This is a genomic window from Flavitalea sp. (assembly GCF_035489435.1).
Taxonomy (GTDB): domain Bacteria; phylum Bacteroidota; class Bacteroidia; order Chitinophagales; family Chitinophagaceae; genus DATHKG01.
The window spans coordinates 39,206-63,772 of the sequence record NZ_DATHKG010000064.1; the positions used below are offsets into that span (position 1 = coordinate 39,206).

Here is a 24,567-nt window from a genome sequence, read left to right on the forward strand (position 1 = left end):
AACATTTACGATTATGATCAGGAACTATCTGAAAATCACCATCAGGAATATATTGAGGCATAAGATCTATTCAGCTATAAACATCGCGGGCCTTTCCATCGGCATAGCAGCCAGCTTACTGCTTTTCCTCGTGATCAGGTATGAATACAGCTATGACCGGTTTCAAAAAAATTTCAACAATATATACCAGGTAGTTACGGTGGATAAAACAACCTCGGGACTGCATTACACAATAGGTAATCCGTACCCGAATCTGCCGGCACTCAGGGCTGCCTTTCCATCTATAAAATTCGGTGCAGTAAATTCCAGCTATGGAAGCCAGATCTCCGTCATAAAAGAAGGGTCATCTGCTGCACTCGTCAATCCAAAATACATTGAAGAAAACGGATTGATTTATGCGGATCATAACTTCTTCCAGGTTTTTAATTTTAAGTGGCTCCACGGGCAGGCTTCAATTTTGAATGAGCCTAATGTAGCAGTACTTACCGTAGCCAAGGCGGAGAAATATTTTGGCGGCTGGAAAGAAGCTTTGGGTAAATCCTTAATAATTGATAACGGTGCTACTGTGCGTGTTGCCGGTATCATCGAAACACCCCCGGCAAATTCAGACTTTCCCTTACAGCTCATCTGCTCATTTGAAACATTCAAGAATATTAAGACAAGGTATGGGTATACAGAAGAATGGGGCAGCATCTCAAGTAACTTCCAGATCTTTGCATTGCTTCCCCCCGATATTTCACGCGGGCTTTTTGATAAACAACTCAAGGCATACAGCAAAACCCATTTCCCGGCATCAGGCCGCCGTGAGGAAAGAGCCAATATTTTGCATCCCCTTAGTGAAATTCATTTTGATACAAGGTTTGAAAACCTTGGAGATCATGTAATATCAAAGACTACTCTTAATATACTGTCTTTTATTGGAATTCTGATCCTGGTAATGGCTTCCATAAACTTCGTTAATCTTTCTACAGCGCAAGCCGTCGGAAGATCAAAGGAGGTTGGGGTTAGAAAAGTGCTGGGAGGCAGTCGCAGCCAGCTGTTTCGTCAACTAATGGGAGAAACGGGCATCATAGTACTTATATCTATTGCAATCTCTGTGCTTGCAGGTTATCTCTTATTACCTTATGTAAAAAATTTCGTTTCGATAAATGAGCCGTTGAGTCTCATAAATTCATCTTCATTGATATTCCTGGTTGTAGTTTTTATAGCTGTTACATTTCTCTCCGGTGTTTATCCTTCTCTTGTATTGTCGGGTTTCAGGCCAGCGCAGGTGCTCAAAAACAAGATGACATCTGCGAGCGTAGGTGGCATTTCGCTGAGGCGCGCTCTTGTTGTATTGCAATTTGGTATCTCCCAGGTTCTGATCATCGGGACCATCATTGCAGTCAGCCAGATGAACTATGTGAAAAATGCTGATATTGGTTTTAATAAAGATGCTGTTTTTGTTATAAATAGTAATTCAGACAGTGCTTTGCTGTCGCGTCTGCCGGCTTTTAAATCCGCGCTGCTGCAGCTTCCGGGAGTAAAGGCTGTAAGCTATACCAGTGATGTACCTTCTTCTGAAAATAACTCCTCTACAAATTTTGCCTTCGATATGAAGCCTGATGAAGACTTCAACCTTTATCTCAAATTTGCGGATCATGATTATTTCAGGACTTTCGGTATTGAAGTAATAGCCGGCCGCGGTCTCGCTGAGAGCGATACCATGCGCGAAGCCATCATTAATGAGACGCTTGTGCATCGCCTGGGACTTAAATCACCAAATGAAGCAATAGGCAAAAATATCCGTATGGGAGGCAATGCCTGGCTGCCTGTTGTGGGGGTAGTGAAAGATTTTAAAACAAATTCACTACGTGAAACGGTGAAGCCACTAATGATCAGCAGTCTTACTCAATTCTATTCTGTGACCGCAGTAAAACTTCATACAGCGGATATGGCTAAAGCCTCAGGTTCAGTGCTCTCGAAATGGGATGAATATTTTCCTGAATATGCCAACACAAACGTATTCATGAATGAGAGCATTGAGGATTTTTATAAGCAGGAGAACCAGTTAAGTAGGATGTATAAGATTTTTGCAAGCCTTGCAATATTTATTTCATGCCTGGGTCTATATGGCCTGGTATCTTTTTTAGCCGTACAGAAAACCAAAGAAGTTGGAATACGAAAAGTGCTCGGTGCAACGGTTGGAAATATCGTTTATTTATTTTCTAAAGAATTTACGATTCTGATAGCGGTTGCGTTTGCAATTGCCGCCCCTATTGCCTGGTATGTAATGAGTGACTGGCTCAATAATTTCGTATTTAAAATACCCATTGGTGCAGGTGTGTTTGTGCTTGCAATTGTTACATCCCTTATCATAGCATGGATAACTGTTGGCTATAAAGCTATACAGGCCGCGCTTGCGAACCCGGTGAAAAGTATCAGATCCGAATAAAAATTATTTAATACAAATATTTTATGATAAAAAGTTATTTGAAAACCGCCTGGAGAACGATTCTGAAACACAAGGGCTATTCGTCCATAAACATATTTGGTTTATCACTCGGTATCGCAGCCTGTTTACTGATATTGCATTACGTACGTTTTGAAAGAAGTTTTGACAAATTTCATGCAAAAGGCGACCGGATTTTTCGTTTACAACAGGATAGATTTAATGATGGTAAGTTGACAACTCAATGGGCTGCTGGTGCCGCGGGCGCAGGGAAAACTTTTAAACAAGCTTTCCCTGAGATTGAATCTTATGCCTGGTTCCGGTCTGCAGGCAATGGGGTCATCTCCTATAATAATGTCGAGTTCCGTCAAACCCGGGCATATCTTGCCAATGAAGACTTTCTCCGGATCTTTTCGTACCCGGTTCTTAGTGGCAAAATTGAAGGTGCACTCACTGAACCAAATACTGCTGTAATTACAGCCTCCTGTGCGCGTAAGTATTTTGGTAACGAAGATCCGATAGGCAAAGTTTTATCGCGGAATAAGCAGGAAAATTTTAAGATAACTGCTGTAATGGCTGATATGCCTGAAAACACCCATTTAAAATTTGAACTGGTACTATCCATGCCGACTTTCATAAACAGGGTGAAGGTTGATAATCCTGAAGTAGAAACAACTTTTGAATGGGACGGTTGGTATACTTATGTTCTTTTAAAGCAGAATGCAAACCCTGCAAGTGTCGAATCAAAGATCAATGCACTTATCCAGCAAAGATTTGGGGAGGAAATGAAAACCCGTAACTATGGCTTAAAATATCATCTTCAGCCATTAAAGGATATCCACTTATACAGTGATTATATGATGGAAGCTGAGCCAAACGGTAATGGTAAATCAGTAAGCTTCCTGCTTATCATTTCATTATTCATCATTGTTATTGCCTGGATCAATTATATAAATCTTTCAACTGCGCGGGCTGTAGAACGGGCCAGAGAAGTTGGAGTAAGGAAAGTGATGGGATCTTATCGCAGCCAATTGATTGGCCAGTTCCTGATGGAATCTTTACTGGTAAATCTTTTCGCAGTTCTCCTTGCTGTACTTATTGTTTTTGCAACGCTGCCGCTTTTCAATAACCTCACGGGTAAAGAATTCAGCTTTAAAGATTTCATGGATCTAAACTCCTGGATAGCGTTAACAGCATTATTCCTGACAGGATCATTTTTGTCAGGACTTTATCCAGCCTTTGTGCTGTCTTCATTTAAACCCATTGCTGTATTGAAAGGGCGTCTCGTGAAAAGCAGGCATGGCGCTATTCTCCGACACAGCCTGGTGGTTCTTCAGTTTGCAGCCTCCATTGCACTCATAGTTGGAACCTTCAGTGTATACAGCCAGTTAAACTATATGCAAAAGCAGGAGCTTGGGGTAAACATAAATCAAACACTGGTTTTGCGTGGTCCGAATGTCACAGATTCTCTTTACTCTGAAAAGCTGAATGCGTTCAAAACTGAGATGTTGCGAATTCCCGGGGTAACCAAGGTAACTGCTTCCACCGAAGTGCCTGGTAATAAAGTTGGATGGAACGCCGGTGGAATCGGCCTGGTTGGAGGGGACGGATCCAAAACAAATCAATATCGCGTCATTGGGATAGATTATGATTTTCTTGATGCTTATGGATTAAAAATCCTGAAAGGCCGCAATTTTTCCACTCAATTCAAAACAGATCCAAACGCTGTTTTGTTTAATGAATCGGCTGTTAAACTCCTGGGTTTCGATAAACCCGAAGATGCAATCAATAAGAGGATTGAGTTCTGGGGCGATCAATATACCATTATAGGTGTCGTTTCCAATCATCACCAGGAATCACTTAGGGAAGCTTATGATGCGCATATTTTTCGGCTTATTCCGGATAGCCGGAATTTCTATTCTGTACAGATTGATGCAGGGAATAAACAATGGAATAATATAGTTGAAAGTTCAAAACTTAAATGGGCGAATTTTTTTCCAGGCAATCCTTTTGAACATTTTTTTCTTAATGATTATTATGAAGCTCAGTACCAGGACGATAACCGGTTTGGACAAACCTTTGGACTTTTTGCGGTACTTGCAATCATAGTATCCTGTATGGGTTTATTCGGGCTCGCTTCATTCATCACCACTCAAAGAACAAAAGAAGTAGGTATCAGGAAAGTGTCAGGAGCAAACAAATTTAATATACTCGTGCTATTAACCCGCGATTTTGTAAAACCAATCGCAATTGCTTTGCTGATAGCTATACCAGTTACCTATTACCTGCTTATTCAATGGTTACAGGATTATGCATTTAAAATGCCTGTCAGCGCCTGGCTTTTTATTATTCCGGCGCTGTTGATCATCTTTATCGCATTAATCACCATCAGTATTCAGACGGTGAAAGTAGCTGCCGCAAATCCGATCAATAGCCTGAGGACAGAATAAAAGTTTGATTTACCATAACATTAATTTATTAACAATGCTGAAAAATTATTTTATCATCGCCTGGAGAAACATCAGGAAACAGCCTGTGTTTTCCGTGATTAATATTGCCGGTCTGTCAATTGGACTGGCGGCTTTCTGGCTGATAGCATTGTATATTGGTGATGAACTCAGTTTTGACCGGTATCATAAAAAGGGTGATCGCATCTATCGTGTCGTTCAGCATGCCAGCTGGAAAGAAAGTGGCTTTCACCTCGCTCCCACTTCTGCACCATTCGCACCGACGCTGAAAGCCGAATATCCCGAGGTGGAAGCAGCCGTTCGTATCAACCCTGAAGGTGGTGGGGTCATTATTGTTGGTGATAAATCAATCCAGGCAGGTGATGTAATGTTTGCAGATAACAGTATTTTTTCAGTGTTCACCTATAAATTTATTGCCGGCAATCCTTCAAATGCCCTGGCAGCACCACAAACAATTGTTATTACCCGCTCGCTTGCCGAAACGCTTTTTGGAGATGCTGGTTCTGCATTGGGAAAATCCCTGTATTTTGAAAATAAATTCCCTAATACAGTCAGTGCGGTAATAGAAGATTTACCTGCCAATTCTCATTTCAGGTTCCGTGGACTAAGATCATTGCCAGCCGGATATACCGCAGGCTGGCAGGCATTTGAACTTTATACTTATATCCTTCTTAAAAAAGGCACAGATGTAAATAATCTCGAATCAAAATTACCGGCATTCTTTAAAAAACACCTGGAACCATCCATGGGTCAGGGCATTGATTATCGAATGGAGTTGCAACCGCTGTCATCTATACATCTCTATTCGAATCTTGAATACGAAATGGCTGCCAATGGAAACATACAGTACGTCTATGTGTTTTCTATAATTGGCCTGCTGGTGCTTATAATTGCGTCTATTAATTATATGAATCTTTCCACGGCAAGAGCTTCATACCGGGTTAAAGAAATCGGTGTCAGAAAAGTAATAGGATCAGGAAAAAGCCAGCTGGTTTTTATGTTCCTTGCTGAGTCAGTGCTGATTTGTCTTTTTGCCGGTGGCCTGGCAATATTGATTGCGGAACTTGTTATGCCATTATTCAATCAATTATCTGGTAAGGAACTTTCAATCTGGCGGTTTGGCATGCCCGTTACCTTGTTGATGTTGTTTGCATTCACCGTTGTTACAGGATTAATAAGTGGCATCTATCCGGCATTTTTTATGTCGGGCTTCCTGATGATTCCTTCACTAAAGGGACAAATAGGTTCAAGAACCGGAACTGCCCTGTTCCGCAAAGGCCTGGTTACTTTTCAATTCGTGATAACCATAATGATGATAGCCGGATCGTATATTGTTTATCAGCAGTTGAATTATATACAAAATAAGAACCTTGGTTTGAACAAGGACCAGGTACTGACCTTTCATATAGACAATGATCAGTTGAGAGAAAAAACGGCAGCTATAAAAGAAGCTTTTTTACGAAATCCTCTTATTGAATCAGTAGCCGCAGCGAGCAATCCGATAGGGAATAACAATATCGGGTCAAATGGGATATTTTTTGAAGAGGAATCGAAATTGCCAGGTGAAGCGGGAAATATTTCTACCTCAACACGTAAAACACAAAATTTCATGGTTGATGGCGATTATCTTAAAACGCTTGAAATCGGACTTGTTGCCGGCAGAAACTACTCCGAGCAACGCAAGGGTGACCAGGCTTCGAGTATCCTGGTAAATGAAACTTTGGTTAAAGAACTGGGCTGGAAGCAACCAATCGGCAAAAAAGTAAGGTATTATGTAAATAACGAAGGTAAACTCGGAGAATCTATAGTCGTGGGTGTTGTAAAGGATTTCCATATTTATTCCCTTCAACATAAACTCGAACCGCTGATCCTACAAATGCCACAGGCAGAAATGATGAAGGACAATCTTTATGTAAAAGTCAGCTCAAAAAATATTCCTGCTGCCCTTGCATATCTTAAAAAAACCTATCTGCAGTTCGACCCGTCAGCCAATCCTGAATTCCGTTTTCTTAGTGAAAATTTTAACGCCCAGTATAAGAGTGAACAAAAACAAGGATCATTATTACTTGTTCTTACCGTAATTGCGATTTCCATTGCCTGCCTCGGTCTTTTTGGTCTTGTTACTTTCACGGCAGTTCAAAAGTCAAAAGAAATCGGGATAAGAAAAGTATTAGGCGCCAGTGTTGCTGGCATTGTAAAACTTCTTTCTATTGACTTATTAAAGCTCGTCGCGATAGCTTTTATTATTGCAACGCCTATTGCATGGATAGCTATGAAATATTGGTTACAGGATTTTGCATACCAGATAAAAATAAATTGGACAGTGTTTTTAATAGCGGGTGGAACCGCTCTGTTAATTGCACTAATAACGCTAAGTATACAGGCCATCAGATCTGCATTAGCAAACCCCGTAAAGAGTCTAAAGGCTGAATGACCTGGTAAGGCTGAATTATATGGTGGGGTAATCCTTCTTTCAAAGAGTGAATCAACCGTTTTAAAATCACAAAATATGCTCAGGAACTATATTAAAACTGCATGGAGGAACCTTTGGAAGAATTCCTTCTTTTCTTCCCTTAATATATTGGGTCTGGCCACAGGTATGGCAGCCTGTATCGTCATCATGCTTTTTGTTCACTATGAAAAAAGCTTTGATAGATTTCATACTAAAAACATTTACCGGTTGGATGAGGTTCAGAGTTTTCCAGGTATGGTAGCACCACAGAAAGTTGCTTTATCTATGTACCCAATGGGCCCGGTAATGAAAAAGGAATACCCGCAGATCCTGGATTTCACCAGGATGAATGCCCGGAACAATATGGATTTGAACTTTGGCGATAAAAAGATAGTGTTCCCAAAAATACTTTGTGCTGATTCGAACTTCCTCCAGATGTTCAATTTCAAATTGATACATGGTAATAGTAAATCAGTGCTTGAAAAACCGAACAGCATAGTATTAACGGAAACTTCGGCTAAAAGTTTGTTTGGCAATACCGACCCTATGGGTAAAACAGTCAGCAGGTTTGATGGCGATACAATTATATTCAAGGTTACTGGTATACTAAAAGATATTCCTAAAACTTCTCATCTGCAATTTGATGGTGTTTTTTCATTCAGTACTATAGCAAATCCCGAGATGATGAATAACTGGGGAGGCAACTGGCTCATTACTTATTTTGAAATCGCACCCAATACAAATATCGCCAGTCTTGAAAAGAAATTTCCGGAAATACTAAAAAAATACATGAGTGAGGAAGGCCGGAAATTCTATGAATTATTTTTACAGCCACTGAAAGATGTGCATGCAAATTCAGTAGACATAACACATGACTACCATAACTTCCAGAAGTTTGATAAACGATATACAGGTATATTTTCAATCATTGCTATAATTGTCTTGTTGATAGCCTGTATCAACTTCATGAATCTTGCAACTGCAAAATCAGCAAACAGGGCAAGGGAGGTTGGTGTACGGAAATCTATCGGTGCGTTAAGAATACAACTTGGATTCCAATTCATCAGTGAGTCTGTTTTGATTTGCCTGTTTTCCCTCCTGCTTGCTATAATTATGGTGGTTCTTGCTTTACCTTATGTCAGAAACCTTAGCGAGAGAGAACTGGAGTTTCCATTGTTCACCGATCCTGCATTGTTTGGAATTCTTTTCGGAGGTACGATCCTGACAGGTATTATCGCTGGGCTTTATCCCTCTCTTTATCTTTCATCATTCCAGCCAGCGAGGGTGCTCAAAGGATCTATAGTATCCGGAAAATCAAAAAGCATTTTTCGTAATGCGTTAGTTGTGACTCAATTTACCGGTTCTGTTTTTCTAATTATTGCAACCATTTTCGCGGTGAAACAACTTCGGTTTATGCAGGATAAAGATCCCGGATTTAATCGTGAGCAAGTCATGATGCTGCAGCTAAATAACAAAACTTTTCCGAAATACAATGCCATTAAAGAATCACTGCTCGGATCCACAGCAGTGGTTGCCGTTTCTGCATCGCAACAAAGACTTGGAAATAATCTCCATCAAACAGGCGTTGTTTATCATGGTACCAACGGTGCTAAAGAGTTGGCTGTTTCACAGAATGTAGTAGACCCTGATTTCCTTACTCTATATAAAATTGAATTGATTGCAGGGCGGAACTTTTCCAAAGACTATCAGACAGATAACGGCAAGGCATATATCATCAATGAAAATTTAGCGAGGGAACTTTTGAGAGACGACAAAAGTTCAAAACTCGAATCGCTCATAGGTAAACGATTTGGCTTTGGCGGCATGGATTCGGTTGGGTCTATTATCGGGATTACAAAAAACTTCAACTTTAATTCCCTGCATCATAAAGTCGAAACACTTTGCCTGCTTACACAGAAAGACTGGGGTTATTCGGAAATGTCGGTTCGTTTAAAAGGTTCAGATTCCAAAGCTGCAATTGAGCAGGTGAAAGCAATATGGAAGAAAGTTGTACCAGACTACCCTATCGATTATAAATTTCTGGATGAACATTTTAATGAGCTATACAAATCAGACAAACAGGTCAGCGAAGTTGTGGGTATTCTTGCCGGACTTGCGATACTTATCAGCTGTCTTGGTTTATTTGGGCTTGCCTCTTTTTCCGCTGAAAAACGAATTAAAGAAATAGGGATACGGAAGGTGCTTGGCGCCTCTGTTCAAAGTATGGTCAGCCTGCTGTCTGTTGATTTTGTAAGGCTCGTTATCCTCGCTAATGTTATTGCCTGGCCGATTGCCTGGTTTGCATTAACCAACTGGCTTGAAGGTTTTGCATTCCGTATCGAAATCAATTGGTGGATTTTTGCCCTGGCCGGTTTTGCTTCACTTGTAATTGCACTATTAACAGTTTCTTTCCAGGCAATCAAAGCAGCCTGGGCTAACCCTGTTAAGAGTCTGAAGGCAGAATAGAATTTTAAGAAATAAAACATTTTATAATGATCAGGAATTATTTTAAAACAGCCTGGCGCAATCTTATCCGTAACAAAGGTTTTGCTGTTACAAACCTGGTGAGCCTTACTATCGGCATTACTTCAACTATCCTTATCCTGCTTTGGGTCCATAACGAACTTTCCTGGAACAAGCATTACAAAAATTACAATTCTACTTACCAGGTATATGCCAACCGGAATTTCAACGGTAGCATTTATACCGACAATTCGGTCATTTTGCCACTGGCAGATGTGTTGGAGAGTGAACTTCCACAGGTTAAGAATGCAGCTTTTACTTCTTATGGTGAAGATCGAATTTTATCAACCGGTGACAAAAAACTCAAAAAAACGGGTTACAGGGTAAGTAAACATTATTTTAAAATTTTTTCGTCTGATGTTTTGAGAGGAGATCTCGAAACAGCACTGACAACACCTGATGCATTTGTAGTAACCAGGAGCACTGCCCTGGCCTTATTTAACAGTGAAGATGTAATCAATAAGATTATACGTGTAGATAATAGTCGTGATGTGAAAATAACCGCTGTCATTGATGATGTACCTCAAAACTCATCATTCATTCTTGATTTCATTGCTCCATATGATTTTGAACCCGCAGCCATGCAGGACTGGACCAACTCATATTCTAATGTTTTTGTTCAAACAAGCGGAGTAAAAGATGATGCTGCCCTTGAAAAGGCAGTGAATAAAATCATCGCTAAACATAGTGACAACAGAAATTCTACTTACTTTTTGCATCCAATGAAAAAGTGGCGGCTGTACAGTGAATTCAGGGATGGAAAGAATACGGGTGGATTGATCACATATGTAAAGATGTTTTCCATAATTGCAGTCGTGATCCTTTTGATTGGCTGTATAAATTTTATGAATTTATCCACTGCCCGATCAGAAAAACGTGCCCGGGAAGTTGGTATCAGAAAAACATTGGGTTCCGGGAAAACCCAGTTGATGTTCCAGTTTTTCTGCGAGTCGGTTATTTTAGCAATGATTGCTTTGATTATTTCTGTTTTTGTGGTTTACCTCGTTTTGCCATTGTTTAATGGATTAATCGACAAGCAACTTGAACTCCCGTTGAATGCCTGGCAGTTTTGGTTGCTGGCTATTGGCATCATCGTTTTTACAGGGCTTGTTGCCGGAAGTTATCCTGCGATCTATTTATCCTCATTTAACCCTGTGAATGTGCTTAAAGGTACTTTTCTACCGGGTAAAGCAGCTTCAACCCCAAGACGGATACTTGTAATTGCCCAGTTCGTAATATCAATACTATTAATTTCTTCCACCATCATCATCTACCAACAAATTCAACACGTAAAAAACCGGGATCTGGGTTATAAAACTGATAACCTGCTCATGCTTCCTTCCACTGCAGACATAGGCCGGAATATCCAGGCGATCCGGAATGAACTGATACAGTCGGGAGACGTGTTTTCCCTGACACAGACGTCCTCTCCCATTACCGAGATTTATAACTATACCCCTGCTCCGGATTATGAAGGCAAACCTGATGGTCAGATGATTGTTTCTTCAATCGGTGTATCACAGGACTTTACAAAAACCATGGGAATTAAACTGCTTGAAGGCAGTGATTTTGGCAATACTCCTGCTGACACTTCTTCAATGCTGTTGAACGGAGCTGCCGTCAAGACAATGGGTTTAAAAAATCCTGTCGGTACCACCATGCGGTATGGCAACCGTAACTTTGTAGTAAGAGGCGTCACTGAAAATGTAGTTATGACTTCTCCTTATCAACCTGTAGATCCTATGATCATCATGTACCGGCAGAATGCAAGTGGTACAGTAACCATAAGGCTTAACTCAAATACGCCGCCGCAGAAAGCAATCGGTACCATAGAAAAAATTTTCACAAAGTATAATCCCGGGTCGCCATTTGAATACCGGTTTGTAGATGCTGAATTCAACACAAAATTCATAACCGAAGAACTGATCGGGAAACTTACGAATTTGTTTGCCGGGCTTGCCATTTTTATCTGCTGCCTTGGCATGGCGGGACTTGCCTCTTATACTATCGAAAGAAGAATCAGGGAAATCAGTGTCAGGAAGATCCTTGGCGCTTCTGTTCAGCAATTACTGATGTTAATAGCCAGTGAGTTTATCAAACTGGTATTAATTGCTTTTGTAATTGCTGTACCATTGACCTGGTGGGCTATGAATAACTGGTTGCAAAACTATTCATACCGGGTTAAGGTAGAGGGATGGATATTCGGATTGGTTGGTATGATCGTAATTTTAATAACTATGACGATAGTTTGGCTAAATATCGCCAGAACAGCATATGCGAACCCGGCAAAGAAATTAAGAACATAATAAATTATCCTGGTAAAGCCAGGGATAGAATACTGCTTCCCGCACAACTAAAAGGAAATTATGATAAGGCGAAATCTCTTACATGCGTTTAGAAGCATGAGATATTCAAAAGCGACTACACTAATAAATGTCTGCGGCCTCGGTATAGCGGCCGCAGCCTTTTTATTATTACTGCATCATGTAAGCTTTGAAAGGAGTTATGAACTATTTCATAGTAAATCCGACCGGATAGCAAGACTCACGATTGATCTTTATGACGGACCAGGGATCATAGGAACAGATTGCGAAACATATCCTCCCATGGGACCGACTCTTAAAAAGGAATTGCCGGAAGTCGTCGATTTCGTGAGATTACAGGATTATAGCCCGGTTGAAGTAAAGGAAGCAAACCAGGTATTTGCCCTGGATAAATTATATGCGGCAGATCCAAGCATATTCTCGGTTTTTGACTATCGTCTGATCGAAGGTGACAAGCTAACTGCGTTATCAAAACCTATGCAGGCCGTGGTTAGCGAAAAAATTGCAAAGCGTTTGTTTGGGACTGGCCAGGCTGTTGGCAGGGTCATTAAGGTGAATACCCACCCTATGATCATAACCGGTATTATACAGGATGTACCACTGAACACACATCTCCGTTTCGATCTGCTTGTCTCTTTTAGTTCTGTACCAACACTTGGGGGTGACACAACTACATGGCAAGGTAACAATAACTTCACGTATCTATTACTTAAGAAGGATACTGATCTGAAAGCCCTTAACAGTAAACTTAGTGTATTTGCCAAAGCAAGACTTAAGCATGAAAATGTTGTTGCCCAGGGAATAAAAGATATCCACTTATTGTCAAACCGTTCTTTTGAACCTGACATAAACGGAGACATAAAAACTGTAAATTTTTTGACGGTCGTTGCAATACTTATTGTTATTATCGGATGTATTAACTATGTTAATCTTGTTACAGCAAATGCCTCTGACCGGGCTAAAGAGGCGGGTATGCGCAAGCTGCTCGGGTCATCCAGGTCATCTCTGGCGCAGCAATATCTCGCAGAAACATTGATGGTTAACATCCTCGCCTTCGCCTTCGCACTACTTCTTATCGAAGTTGTTTATCCTTATTACCTGGCACTTACGGGCAAAAAATTTCGTCAACATATTTTCCTGGAACCATCTTTTTGGTCAGCATTTTCGGTCTTATTCATGATTAATGCTTTATTGAGTGGACTGTATCCTGCATTTGTGTTGTCTTCCATCAAGCCAACGGCTGTTATCCGCCGCAAATTCACCCAGTCTACCACAGGCACTTTACTCAGAAAGGGGCTCGTGGTAGGGCAGTTCGCAGTGTCCATAATCGTATTAATTGCTTCCGTAGTAGTGTACAGGCAAGTGACTTTTATGCGCAGCCAGGAAATGGGAATGAATTCGAGCCAATTGCTTGTGTTAAAAGGTCCCTTGACTTCTGATCCCGATTCGATACATATTCATCGGATAAAAAGTTTCAAAAATCAGCTTCAGAATATCGATGCAGTTAGCCAGATTACAACAAGTGGTGCTGTGCCTGGAGAAAATATTAATCAGCTCAATACAACTACAGGCGTTGTGAAATTCGGAAGCAATATTGAATCAGGTCTCAACTATTGCAATTATGATATTGATGAAAACTTCCTTCCTTCCATGCAGATAAAACTGGCTGCAGGCCGGAACTTCAGACCAAATAATGAAAGAAATGAAGTATTACTGAATGAAGAGGCCGCGCGACTTCTCGGCTATGCATCTCCGGAAGAGGCTATCGGTGGCAAAATAACATATTCAAGACGGGGGACGAAATATTCAACAGTTGTTGGAGTGATCATGGATTACAAACAAGGTTCAGTAAAGGATGCAATGCTTCCTATCATTCATACATATTCGCAAACCAATGACAGTTATTATTCCCTTAAAATAAATACCGGTAATCTTGACCAGACCATTTCAGGTATAGAAAAAATATGGAAGTCCTCCTTTCCTGAAAATTCATTCCAATATTTTTTCCTGGATGAGTTGATAGACCGTCAATACAGATCGGATCTTAGATTCGGACAAATAATCGGTATATTTTCCGCATTGACTCTTTTTATTACCTGTCTTGGAATACTTGGATTAACTGCAGCCACTATTTCAAAACGTACGAGGGAGATAGGGATACGCAAAGTGCTGGGAGCATCGGTAAACAGTATCGTGTCATTGATCACCAGGGATTTCATCAGTCTCGTTTGTATTGCCATTCTTATCGCATCACCGGTTGCCTGGTTGCTCATGAATGAATGGCTCAAAGATTATCATACCAGGATAAATATTGGCTGGTGGATTTTTGTTGCGGCCGGTTCACTCGCCCTTGCAGTTGCCATTATAACCATAAGTTACCAGGCCATTAAAGCTGCAATTGCTAACCCCGTCAATAGTCTTAAGGCAGATTGAAAATTCATTATGAAGTAAAAATATTCTTCGTAAACTGTAACACCGGCAAGCAGAAAATCGTCTATCTAACTATGACCAGATTGTTGAAGTATAATCTGATCTGACTATATTTTCCAGCCACTAACTGTAAAAAACAAGTAATAATGTTCAAGAATTACCTGAAGATTGCCTGGAGAAGCATCAGAAAAAATAAAGTGTCCTCTGTTATAAATATTACCGGGCTCACCATAGGACTCACTTGCTGTTTGCTGATTGCATTGTACATAAAAAATGAACTGAGTTATGACAAGTTCCAGGTGAATGGTGACCGGATTGCGCGGGTCATCATGGAATACAAAATAGGTAATGACGGCAAATCCGGAACCTTCACAAGCACAAAGGTGTTCCCTGAATTTAAACGACAGTTTCCTGAAGTTGTTTCCGGGGTGAGGATGACGAGGACCTCAAGAATTACAAAATATGGGGACAAGCTTTTTGATGAAAAAAAATTTCTTTTTGCCGACTCAACTTTTTTTGAAGTTTTTTCTTTCAAATTATTGAAAGGGTTACCTGGCCAGGTTTTAAAGGCACCTAAAACTATAGTTCTTACTGAAGATGCTGCGAAAAAGTATTTTGGAAACGAGAATCCTGTTGGTAAAATACTCAAGACCGGTTCCGACGCTACTGATTTCCTGGTTACAGGTGTTATGGAAAACTGTCCGACCAACTCGCAGCTAAAATTTGATATGGTGGCCTCTTTTTCATCACTCGGACCCGCACAGGAGAAAACATGGTGGAATGCCAACTACACAACATATCTTTTATTAAGGGATCCGGCCTCGTTTGCATCCCTTTCGCGAAAGATTCCTCCCTTCATGAAAAAAGAATTTGCCAATGAACCCACAGTATCATTAAACTTTCATCTTGAGCCTTATACAAAAGTTCACCTCCATTCACCTCATGATGGTTTTGAACCAAACAATAACATTGTTTATATCTATATGCTGGCAGGGATCGCTTTGCTGATACTTGCCATCGCCTGCTTCACATATATCAATCTCAGTACTGCCAGGTCTATGGAAAGGGCAAGAGAAGTCGGCATACGCAAAGTTGTCGGTGCCATAAGGAAACAGATATTCTGGCAGTTCATTGGTGAATCAGTACTGATTACCTTCATTGCACTCCTGCTTTCGATTGGAGCCGCCATATTGGTGTTACCCTGGTTTAATACACTCGCTGACAAAAACCTGGAGGCATACCAGGTAATGGATCCTGCTGTATTGATGACCGGTATTTTTATTATAGCAATAATCAGTCTCCTGGCGGGAAGTTATCCTGCTCTTATTCTTTCAGGGTTTAACCCGGTTAAAGTGTTGAAAGGTGCTTTCAAGAATACAAATTCCGGGCTCTGGTTGAGAAAATCCCTTACGGTTTTCCAGTTTGTTATTTCGGTGTTCCTGATAATTGCAACCTTTACTATTCAACATCAGTTAAATTTTATCCGCAATAAAAAGCTTGGTTATGACCGGGACCAGGTATTAGTACTTCCAACCGATGACAAAATTTTAAAAGCCATCGACCTCCTTAAAATTGAATTCAGGAAAAATGGTCATGTACAGAATATATCGATGGCATATAATACGCCCAATCATATAAAGGGTGGCTATTCAATGAAAAACAACATGATGGCCGATGCGGAAGAAATGGGTGTAACAGCTAATCCGGTTGACCAGGATTTCATAAAAACTACTGGTCTGCAATTAATCACCGGTACTGACTATTCAGTGCAGGATATGAAAGACGTAGCCCACGAAGATGAATCCAAAAATGTTTACCAGTTTATAATCAATGAATCGGCTGCCGCAGCGCTCGGATGGAGTGCCCGGGATGCTATCGGTAAAAAAATGTTCCTCGGCGATGACAGACCTGGTTTCGTAAAAGGTGTCGTCAAAGACTTCCATTTCGAATCCCTGCATAATCCTATCAAGCCCCTCGTTTTGTTCCCTGGCTCCTGGTTTGGTGTGATTATGATAAAACTCGAAGGCAAGGACATCTCCCGAACCATCGCTTCTATTGGAGCCAGCTGGAAGCAACTTGTACCTCACCGGCCATTTGAATATCATTTTCTGGATGAAGATTTCAATAAAATGTATATGTCTGAAATGAAGATGGGACAAATTCTAAATGTTTTTGCCGGTATGGCTGTCCTTTTAGCCTGTCTTGGATTGTTTGGTTTGTCTTCATATGCAGCCCAACAAAGAATCAAAGAGATCGGCATAAGGAAAATCCTCGGTGCTTCTTTGCTCCAACTGGCATCTATTCTTTCCAAAGATTTTGTAAAGCTTGCCCTGGTAGCATTCCTGATTGCCGCACCATTAGCCTGGCTGGTAATGTCCGACTGGTTGCAAAATTTCAATTACAGAGTAAGCCTCAGTTGGTGGATATTTCTCATTGCCGGTTCAGTATCATTATTGATCGCCTTACTAACAGTCAGCATCCAGGCCATAAAAGTTGCCCTGACCAACCCCGTCAAAAATCTAAAAACAGACTAACCTTAAGAGAAATATGAATTATGAGTTATGAATTATGAAAGAAAATATGAAATACTAATCTCATAACTGGGTTTAATAACTCATAATTCATAATTCATAATTCACTTCTGTGTTCATTATCGGACAGTTTTTGTATCGAAAACGAACTGATTCGTATCAAATTTTAGTACAATTAAGTGAACATCAACCTGTTACAAACTGGCATATCATTGTTTATAAGATAGTGCACAAATTAATTGACGGATGTTCAAAAATTACTTCAAGGTTGCTGTCAGAAATATCACCAGGAACAAGTTTCTGTCTTCGCTGAATATTCTTGGGTTATCTGTTGGTTTGAGCTCAGCCCTCGTAATTTACCTGATCGTTCAATATCAGCTTGGATTTGATAAACACTATGAGGATAATGATCGTCTTTACCGGGTAGTTACACATCTTCGATTTGCGGAAACCGATTTTAAGAACTCGGGTGTTCCATCCCCCCTGACCACGACCGTGAAAAATGAAGTGACAGGTGTTGAGGCATCCACCGCTGTACTTGCCATTTTATATGATCCGCAGGTATCTGTTGAGCGTGCCGGAAATCCTAAAAAAATAAACTTCAAAAAGCAAACAAAAATCAGCTTTGTCGATGAAGATTTTTTCACCATATTCGAAAGAAATCTGTTGGCCGGTACCGCAAAGGGTATGAACACGGAGCCAAACCTCGTTATCCTGTCTGAATCACGTTCCGGTTTATATTTTCCAGGTGTGCCTTTAAGCCAGGTACCGGGTTCGGTTTTATATTACAATGATACCATCCAGGTTCGTGTGGCCGGGGTAATGGCTCATAATAAAAACCAAACTGACCAGGATCATGAAGAATTTATTTCTCTTCCGACTATTAAGTCAGCAGGACTAACTAACCGATTTGATCCGGGCAATGCTGAAGAATGGGGCTCTGTTTCTTCCAGTAACGAACTTTATCTTAAGCTTGCACCTGGTACCCAGGCTGCTGCGGTTCAGAAGCAAATGCAGGCATTGTTGAATAAATATAAGAAACCTGAACCCGGTGTTGATCCTAAAAAGAATTTTACAAAATTCATCTTACAGCCACTGGCTGATGTTCATTTTAACCAGGATTATGGTGCACCAGCTGATATGTCAACGCTGAATGGACTGATGGTACTTGCGGGGTTCCTCTTGTTACTGGGATGTATAAACTTTATTAACCTTTCGACAGCACAGGCAGCGAGACGTGCAAAAGAAATAGGTATCAGGAAAACAATCGGCAGTACCAGGCAACAACTTATCCGCCAGTTCCTGAGTGAAACATTTTTATTAACAGTAGTAGCCGCCATATTAGCCGTTCTGTTGACGCCTATGCTGCTGAATGTATTTAAAGACTTTATACCCGAAGGGCTATCTTTCAACGATTCAGCTATTAAAAAAATTGCTGTTTTTGTTCCGGTACTTATCTTAATCGTAAGTCTGCTGGCCGGATTTTATCCTGCCCTTGTACTGTCGAAATTCAAACCAGTTTTGGTTCTCAAAAACCAGGCTTATGCTAACACCGGGCAGTCAAGAACAGCCTGGCTTCGCAAGACACTTACCGTATCGCAGTTTATCATTGCACAGTTTTTTATTATTGCCACCATCGTTGTCGGAAGGCAGATCCAGTACTCTATCAATATGGATATGGGTTTTACCAAGGAAAATATTATAACGGTACCCGTTCCGCGTGACTTTTATAAACCGGATAATAAAGTCTTTTTATTTGCTAATGAGCTGAAGTCTGTGCCGGGTATTGATATGATAACTCTCGGTGATAAACCTGCTATAAGCGGTTCGATGTCCAGTACCTATAAGTTCACAAAAGAGGGAAAGGAAACTGAAATGAATGTACAGATCAGGAATGCTGATTCAGCATTTATCCAGGTATTCGGTATCAGGTTGATTGCGGGTCGCAATCTCACTGCCGCAGACTCTAATTCAGCATTCCTGATAAACGAAACGCTTGCAAATGAAATGGGATACAGAAATCCTGCTGATGCAGTAGGTGCACATTTTGGAAAGGAAAAAGACAAAGATCAGATTGTTGTTGCCGGGGTGATGAAAAATTTCAACCTTACTTCATCAAAATCAGGGATAATGCCAATGGCACTCAGGGCGATCCCACGGGTAGCTCGCACAATCCAGGTTAAACTCAAACCTACTCTTCCTTCACAGGGAAATGATAAGAAAACGATAGCGGCAATAGAAAAAAAATACAAAGAGATTTATCCGGACACCGATTTTAGTTATACTTTTTTTGATCAGAGCATTAAAGATTTTTATACCAGGGAACAGCAATTGGCGAAGCTACTAAACTGGTCAACCGCACTATCCCTGTTTATCAGTTGCCTTGGGTTATTAGGCCTGGTAATTTATACGGCTAATCAGCGTCAAAAGGAAATAGGCATCCGAAAAGTGCTGGGTGCAAGCATTACCCAGATGGTAAACCTGTTATCAAAAGATTTTTTGAAACTGGTAGTTATCGCCTGTGTTATTGCCGTACCAGTAGCCTGGTGGGCATGTAGTAAGTGGCTGGAAAATTTTCCTTATCGCGCGCCATTGAATGCCTGGATCTTTCTGGCCGGCGCTTCGATTCTTATTATTATTGCTTTTTTTATTCTGAGTATAAAAACTATCAGATCAGCAGCGGCGAATCCGGTAGACAGCTTGCGTTCCGAATAAATTTTAATTTTTAAATTGTAAGTTCATTAAACAATCAGCATGATTTCACTAGACCATATTTCCAAATGGATAAACGTAGCAGGCAACAGGGTTTTTTTATTAAAAGATATCAACCTGTCTATCAAACAAGGCGAGTTTGTTTCTGTCATGGGCCCTTCCGGATCAGGTAAATCAACATTACTAAATGTTATTGGTATGCTTGATGATGCTTCAGAAGGTACTTACGCATTTATGGACAACAACGTAACGACCTTAAAAGAGAAGGCTCGTTCTGCATTATACAAACAACATATCGGGTTTGTATTCCAGGCTTATCATCTTATAGACGAATTGACAGTTTATGAAAACATCGAAACTCCTTTGATCTATCAAAACATCAAGGGCAGCGAACGTAAGGCAATTGTTGCAGACGTGCTTGACCGGTTCCAGATTGTAGGGAAAAAGGATTTGTTCCCAACCCAACTTTCCGGTGGGCAGCAGCAACTAGTTGGTATTGCAAGGGCACTTGTTGCAAAGCCTGCCCTATTGCTGGCGGATGAACCAACCGGTAACCTGAATTCAAAACAAGGCGAAGAAATAATGGATCTTTTTAAGGAATTAAACAAAGACGGAGTAACCATCATCCAGGTAACCCATTCAGAGAAAAATGCAACTTATGGCTCCAGGATCATTAATCTTCTTGATGGAAGAATAGAACAATAATAAAACCTTTTTCAAGGAGCAAGGGAAATTAAAACAATAAAAGATATTACTATGTGTATGCGTAAAGTGATGGGACTATTCTGTCTCATTATATCAGGAATTAGTACAGTGGGGCAAGATTCAATTCCTGTTCAGAAATTGTCTTTACAACAGGCAGTTGAGATAGCTATCAAAAACAACCTGGAAGTTCAGCAAAGCGATATAGCAATGCAAAGGCAGCGGGTCAATCTACGCCAGGCCCGGACAAATATGTTACCCAATATTAATGCTGATATTAATCATGGAATAAACCAGGGCCGAAGTATTGATCCATTTACAAACAGCTATGTTGATCAGAGATTAACGAATGCCAGCTATAGCCTTAATGGCGGGATTGTATTGTTCAATGGTTTATTAATTCAGAATAATATCAAACTGAACAATTATGCTTATGAAGCTACCAAGCTGGAGTATCAACAAATGAAGGATAATCTCACGCTTGATATTATATTAACTTATCTCCAGATCCTCAACAACGAAGATCAGCTTACACAAGCAATCAACCAGGCAGATGTAACCAGGCAACAGGTTGCCAGGCTTGAAATCATGAACCAGGAAGGCGCAATAGCTCCAAATCTTTTATATGATCTGCGTGGTCAGTTAGCCAGCGACGAGTTGTCTGCTGTTAATAGCCGCAACATACTTGAAAGCAATAAGCTGCAAATGGCCCAGCTGTTGAATATACCCTATTCCAGAGCATTGCAGGTGGAGAGATTAACAGCGGATCAGTTACCAGCCCAATATGAAGGCGATATCGAATCGATCTATCAAAAGGCCATAGTTGAACTTGCTTTTGTGAAAGCAGCTGTGCTAAGGACAAAAAGTGCTGCTAAAGCTATAAGTGTTGCGAGGGGTGATATGTTTCCGATCCTCAGTTTCAATGGGGGCCTTACTACCAATTACTCCAGTGCTGCCAGCACACAACGATTGTTGAATTTCACCAATGATTCCGTTGGATTTGTAAAAGGCACCAACCAGCCCGTACTGGTTAGAAGCGATAATTTTGCATTTGATAAAATCGGGTATTGGGATCAATTTAAAAATAACTATGGTACAGGTGTAGGAATTGGACTGAGAGTGCCGATCCTAAATGGACTTACCGCGAGGAACCGCGTCGCAACCGCCAAGCTTGATAAAAAGAACTTTGAACTGATAGAAGAAAACACAAGGATTCGTTTGAAACAGGCGATTGAGCAGGCTTATTTTAATATGACGGGCGCCCGCGGGCGTTATGATGCCACATCCAGGCAGGTTGATGCATTTCGTGAGTCGTTTCGTGCTGCTGAAATAAAGTTTAATGCCGGGGCTATTAACTCTGTAGAATACCTTACTTCCAAAAATTTTCTTGACCGGGCGAATGTAAGCCTGATTATTGCAAAATATGACTATGTATTAAGAACCAAAATCCTGGACTATTACCAGGTTAAGCCACTCTGGTAATAGCTGACAATACCCGTTTCATCACAATTATTTAAGCCTTCCCATATAAAAACGAAAAAGCGCAAAGTGATTTGCGCTTTTTTCGTTCATGATGTAAATCCGGACAACCAGACCTCCATACTTTTTTAACCAATAAGTTTGACGCAATCAGTCAGCCAACGCTGCTACTCTCCTTTTAGCCCGGGGCACTACAGGTTTCACAGGTTCACACCTTTCGAAACGCATAGCTGTCCACACATGATCCAGCGCTATCTCAGCCGCGCCTTCAAAACCGGCATTCATTACACAGTTCCAACTACAGGACCTGTTTAAATCGGTCACAATCTTGGAAGAGCTTTTCGGATATGCTATCCAGAATTTACCAGCCGCCTGCAAACATGGAATCACCTCTTTCAAAATAGAACTCAATTGATTTTCATTCACTGCAAAAATCAGTGCGAAGTCAATTTTTCGGCTCTTTAAAAGTGGAGTAATGCTCTTGGCGAAAGATAATTTAACAAACTGCTTCTCAATTGAAGATGGCAGTCCCTGGATCAATACATTTTTCTCTTCCTGAAGCTGAAGCTTCTCTAACAAATTTTGAGTCATGCAAAAGAAGTTTTAAGTAAAGCTTAGGTTTAATAACAAACGGGAGTGCAAAGGTATGCAATCCCGACCAGTAGTTAAAACTTTTGCCTTAAAAAAAACGTTTTAGCACCTAATATCTCAAAAAAACAGCCGATTAGTTGAGCAATGTCAACTTTATACTAAGGCCATTGAGAAATCTAAAGCATGTACAACGGTAGCTCCCAGCCTATTTTATTTATAAATAACTAACTCAGGTCGGGCTCCGCAAAGAATTAATTCATTGGTTTATAGTATTTCAAAGCTTCCGGCATCAGTTGCTGTAGTTTTTGTATCCTGGTAGATTCAGCAGGGTGCGTGCTTAGGAATTCGGGAGGCTTTGAACTTCCCGCTGCCTGCTCCATCCTTTGCCAAAGAGTAATTGCTTCCTGTGGATTGTATCCTGCCAAAGCGGAGAATATCAGGCCAAAACGATCGGCTTCCAATTCCTGCTTCCTTGAATTTGGAAGTAATACACCGACCTGCGCTGCCGGTCCATAAACATTATTAAAAATATTGCTAACCTGTGCGTTCCCGGAAGTAACCACGCCACCAACGACTTGCAAGCCCTGGGCAAGCATTGTCTGGCTCATCCGCTCATTACCATGCTTTGCAAGCGCGTGGGCAATTTCATGGCCCATGACAACCGCAAGCGCGGCCTCATTCTGGGTTATTGGCAACAACCCTGTATAAACTACTATTTTTCCGCCAGGCATACACCAGGCATTGGCTTCCTTGGAATCAACCAGGTTATATTCCCATTCATAACCTTCCAATTCTTTGGACAAGCCCTTTTCAGAATAATACTTAGTAATGGCAGTGGTAAGTCGCTGCCCTATCCTGCGAACCATTTCAGCATCTTTCGAGGCACTGGCACTAACGACTTTATTCTGGGAAAGGAAGGTCTGGTATTCCTGCTTTGCCATATTAGTAAGCTCCGAATCGGAAATAAGAGCAAGCTGTTTTCTACCGGTTATAGCGTTCTGGGAACACGATGTAACAATCAATGAAATAACGGCTGTAAATAATACTATTGAAAAATTCTTCATCATAATTTCAAATTAATTCTGGAGTCAACGCATAAAAAACTGTACCACACACCACCTTTTGAGCGAATGAACATCCAAATCAGATCAAAGGCAATATTAGATCAAAGACAATATAAATAGAAGTTAAAAAGTTTAACCTTCATCGCGGCTAAGAAATCTCAGTGTGTGGATAACTGTTAGTAATAATGATCAGAGTGGATTTGAGGTTCTTCTCCTCTCTTTTTTTCTATCGCGATGTTTAAGAATAGGGACTTTACTCTCGCTTCCTTTTAGAAGACGACCTATATTCTTTTGATGAGTCAGCACCACCAATAGGGTTACTGCTATTGCAAATCCCCGGTAAAGCGTTTCTTTTTCGTTGAAGACGAACAAAATAAATACAGCAAACGCCATGCTTGCGAGAATTGAACTTAAAGAAACAAACCGGGTGAGATATAACACGAATAAAAAAACACCAACGCAGCAAACTGCTACCAAAGGTTGTATGGCCAGGATCATTCCAAAAAGAGTTGCAACACCTTTCCCCCCTCTGAAATCAGCCCAGATGGGGAAGATATGCCCCAGCACCGCTGCTAGCCCTAATCCAACCATAAAATTGGTACGATCCCATTCTGATGTCAAATAATAAGGAAGAAGGATATAAAGGCTTGTAGCTGCCACTCCTTTAAGTACATCCATTAACATTACAAAAATTCCCCATCTCGATCCGAGGACCCTGAAAGTGTTCGTAGCTCCTGAGTTGCCGCTACCATATTCGCGGATATCAATGCCAAAAAACAGTTTGCTTACCCAGACTGCGGTTGGAATTGAACCAATCAGGTACGCTATTACAATGAGTAAAATTTCTTTCATTGAATAGT

The 24,567-nt window shown here is 40.8% G+C and carries 13 protein-coding genes; 10 read left to right on the top strand and 3 right to left on the bottom strand.

Annotation, left to right across the window (positions count from 1 at the left end):
• Positions 1–13 precede the first annotated feature (13 nt).
• From VK664_RS09765 to VK664_RS09810, 10 genes are all read left to right on the top strand, one after another.
• Positions 14–2,434, top strand: a complete 2,421-nt coding sequence (locus tag VK664_RS09765) for an ABC transporter permease (protein ID WP_461398462.1) — start codon at positions 14–16, stop codon at positions 2,432–2,434.
• 23 nt (positions 2,435–2,457) lie between these two features.
• The gene (locus VK664_RS09770; RefSeq protein ID WP_461398463.1) at positions 2,458–4,881 is read left to right on the top strand and encodes an ABC transporter permease; all 2,424 of its coding nucleotides are present in this window, start codon (positions 2,458–2,460) and stop codon (positions 4,879–4,881) included.
• A gap of 34 nt (positions 4,882–4,915) precedes the next feature.
• The gene (locus VK664_RS09775) at positions 4,916–7,333 is read left to right on the top strand and encodes an ABC transporter permease (protein WP_461398464.1); all 2,418 of its coding nucleotides are present in this window, start codon (positions 4,916–4,918) and stop codon (positions 7,331–7,333) included.
• Between the two features lie 75 nt (positions 7,334–7,408).
• Entirely contained in the window at positions 7,409–9,817 is a 2,409-nt protein-coding gene (locus tag VK664_RS09780; protein WP_461398465.1) for an ABC transporter permease, read from the top strand.
• A 26-nt stretch (positions 9,818–9,843) separates the two neighbouring features.
• Entirely contained in the window at positions 9,844–12,180 is a 2,337-nt protein-coding gene (locus VK664_RS09785; protein ID WP_461398466.1) for an ABC transporter permease, read from the top strand.
• Positions 12,181–12,240: 60 nt separating this feature from the next.
• Positions 12,241–14,631, top strand: a complete 2,391-nt coding sequence (locus VK664_RS09790; RefSeq protein ID WP_461398467.1) for an ABC transporter permease — start codon at positions 12,241–12,243, stop codon at positions 14,629–14,631.
• Positions 14,632–14,774: 143 nt separating this feature from the next.
• On the top strand, positions 14,775–17,162 hold the full coding sequence (locus VK664_RS09795) for an ABC transporter permease (protein ID WP_461398468.1): 2,388 nt from the start codon (positions 14,775–14,777) through the stop codon (positions 17,160–17,162).
• Between the two features lie 243 nt (positions 17,163–17,405).
• Positions 17,406–19,874 (top strand): ABC transporter permease, encoded by a 2,469-nt coding sequence (locus tag VK664_RS09800; RefSeq protein ID WP_461398469.1) that lies wholly within the window; start codon positions 17,406–17,408, stop codon positions 19,872–19,874.
• 39 nt (positions 19,875–19,913) lie between these two features.
• The gene (locus tag VK664_RS09805; RefSeq protein WP_461398470.1) at positions 19,914–20,576 is read left to right on the top strand and encodes an ABC transporter ATP-binding protein; all 663 of its coding nucleotides are present in this window, start codon (positions 19,914–19,916) and stop codon (positions 20,574–20,576) included.
• A 57-nt stretch (positions 20,577–20,633) separates the two neighbouring features.
• The gene (locus VK664_RS09810; RefSeq protein ID WP_461398471.1) at positions 20,634–22,055 is read left to right on the top strand and encodes a TolC family protein; all 1,422 of its coding nucleotides are present in this window, start codon (positions 20,634–20,636) and stop codon (positions 22,053–22,055) included.
• Between the two features lie 147 nt (positions 22,056–22,202).
• Here the strand turns inward: VK664_RS09810 and VK664_RS09815 are convergent, their stop codons facing one another.
• From VK664_RS09815 to plsY, 3 genes are all read right to left on the bottom strand, one after another.
• A complete protein-coding gene (locus VK664_RS09815) occupies positions 22,203–22,643 on the bottom strand; it encodes a hypothetical protein (RefSeq protein WP_461398472.1) in 441 nt (146 codons plus the stop codon).
• 251 nt (positions 22,644–22,894) lie between these two features.
• Positions 22,895–23,710: a M48 family metallopeptidase gene (locus tag VK664_RS09820; protein ID WP_461398473.1), complete on the bottom strand. Its 816-nt coding sequence runs from the start codon at positions 23,708–23,710 to the stop codon at positions 22,895–22,897.
• A gap of 186 nt (positions 23,711–23,896) precedes the next feature.
• Positions 23,897–24,559 carry a glycerol-3-phosphate 1-O-acyltransferase PlsY gene (plsY, locus tag VK664_RS09825; protein ID WP_461398474.1) on the bottom strand — a complete coding sequence of 221 codons (663 nt, stop codon included), beginning with the start codon at positions 24,557–24,559 and terminating at the stop codon, positions 23,897–23,899.
• Positions 24,560–24,567 lie beyond the last annotated feature (8 nt).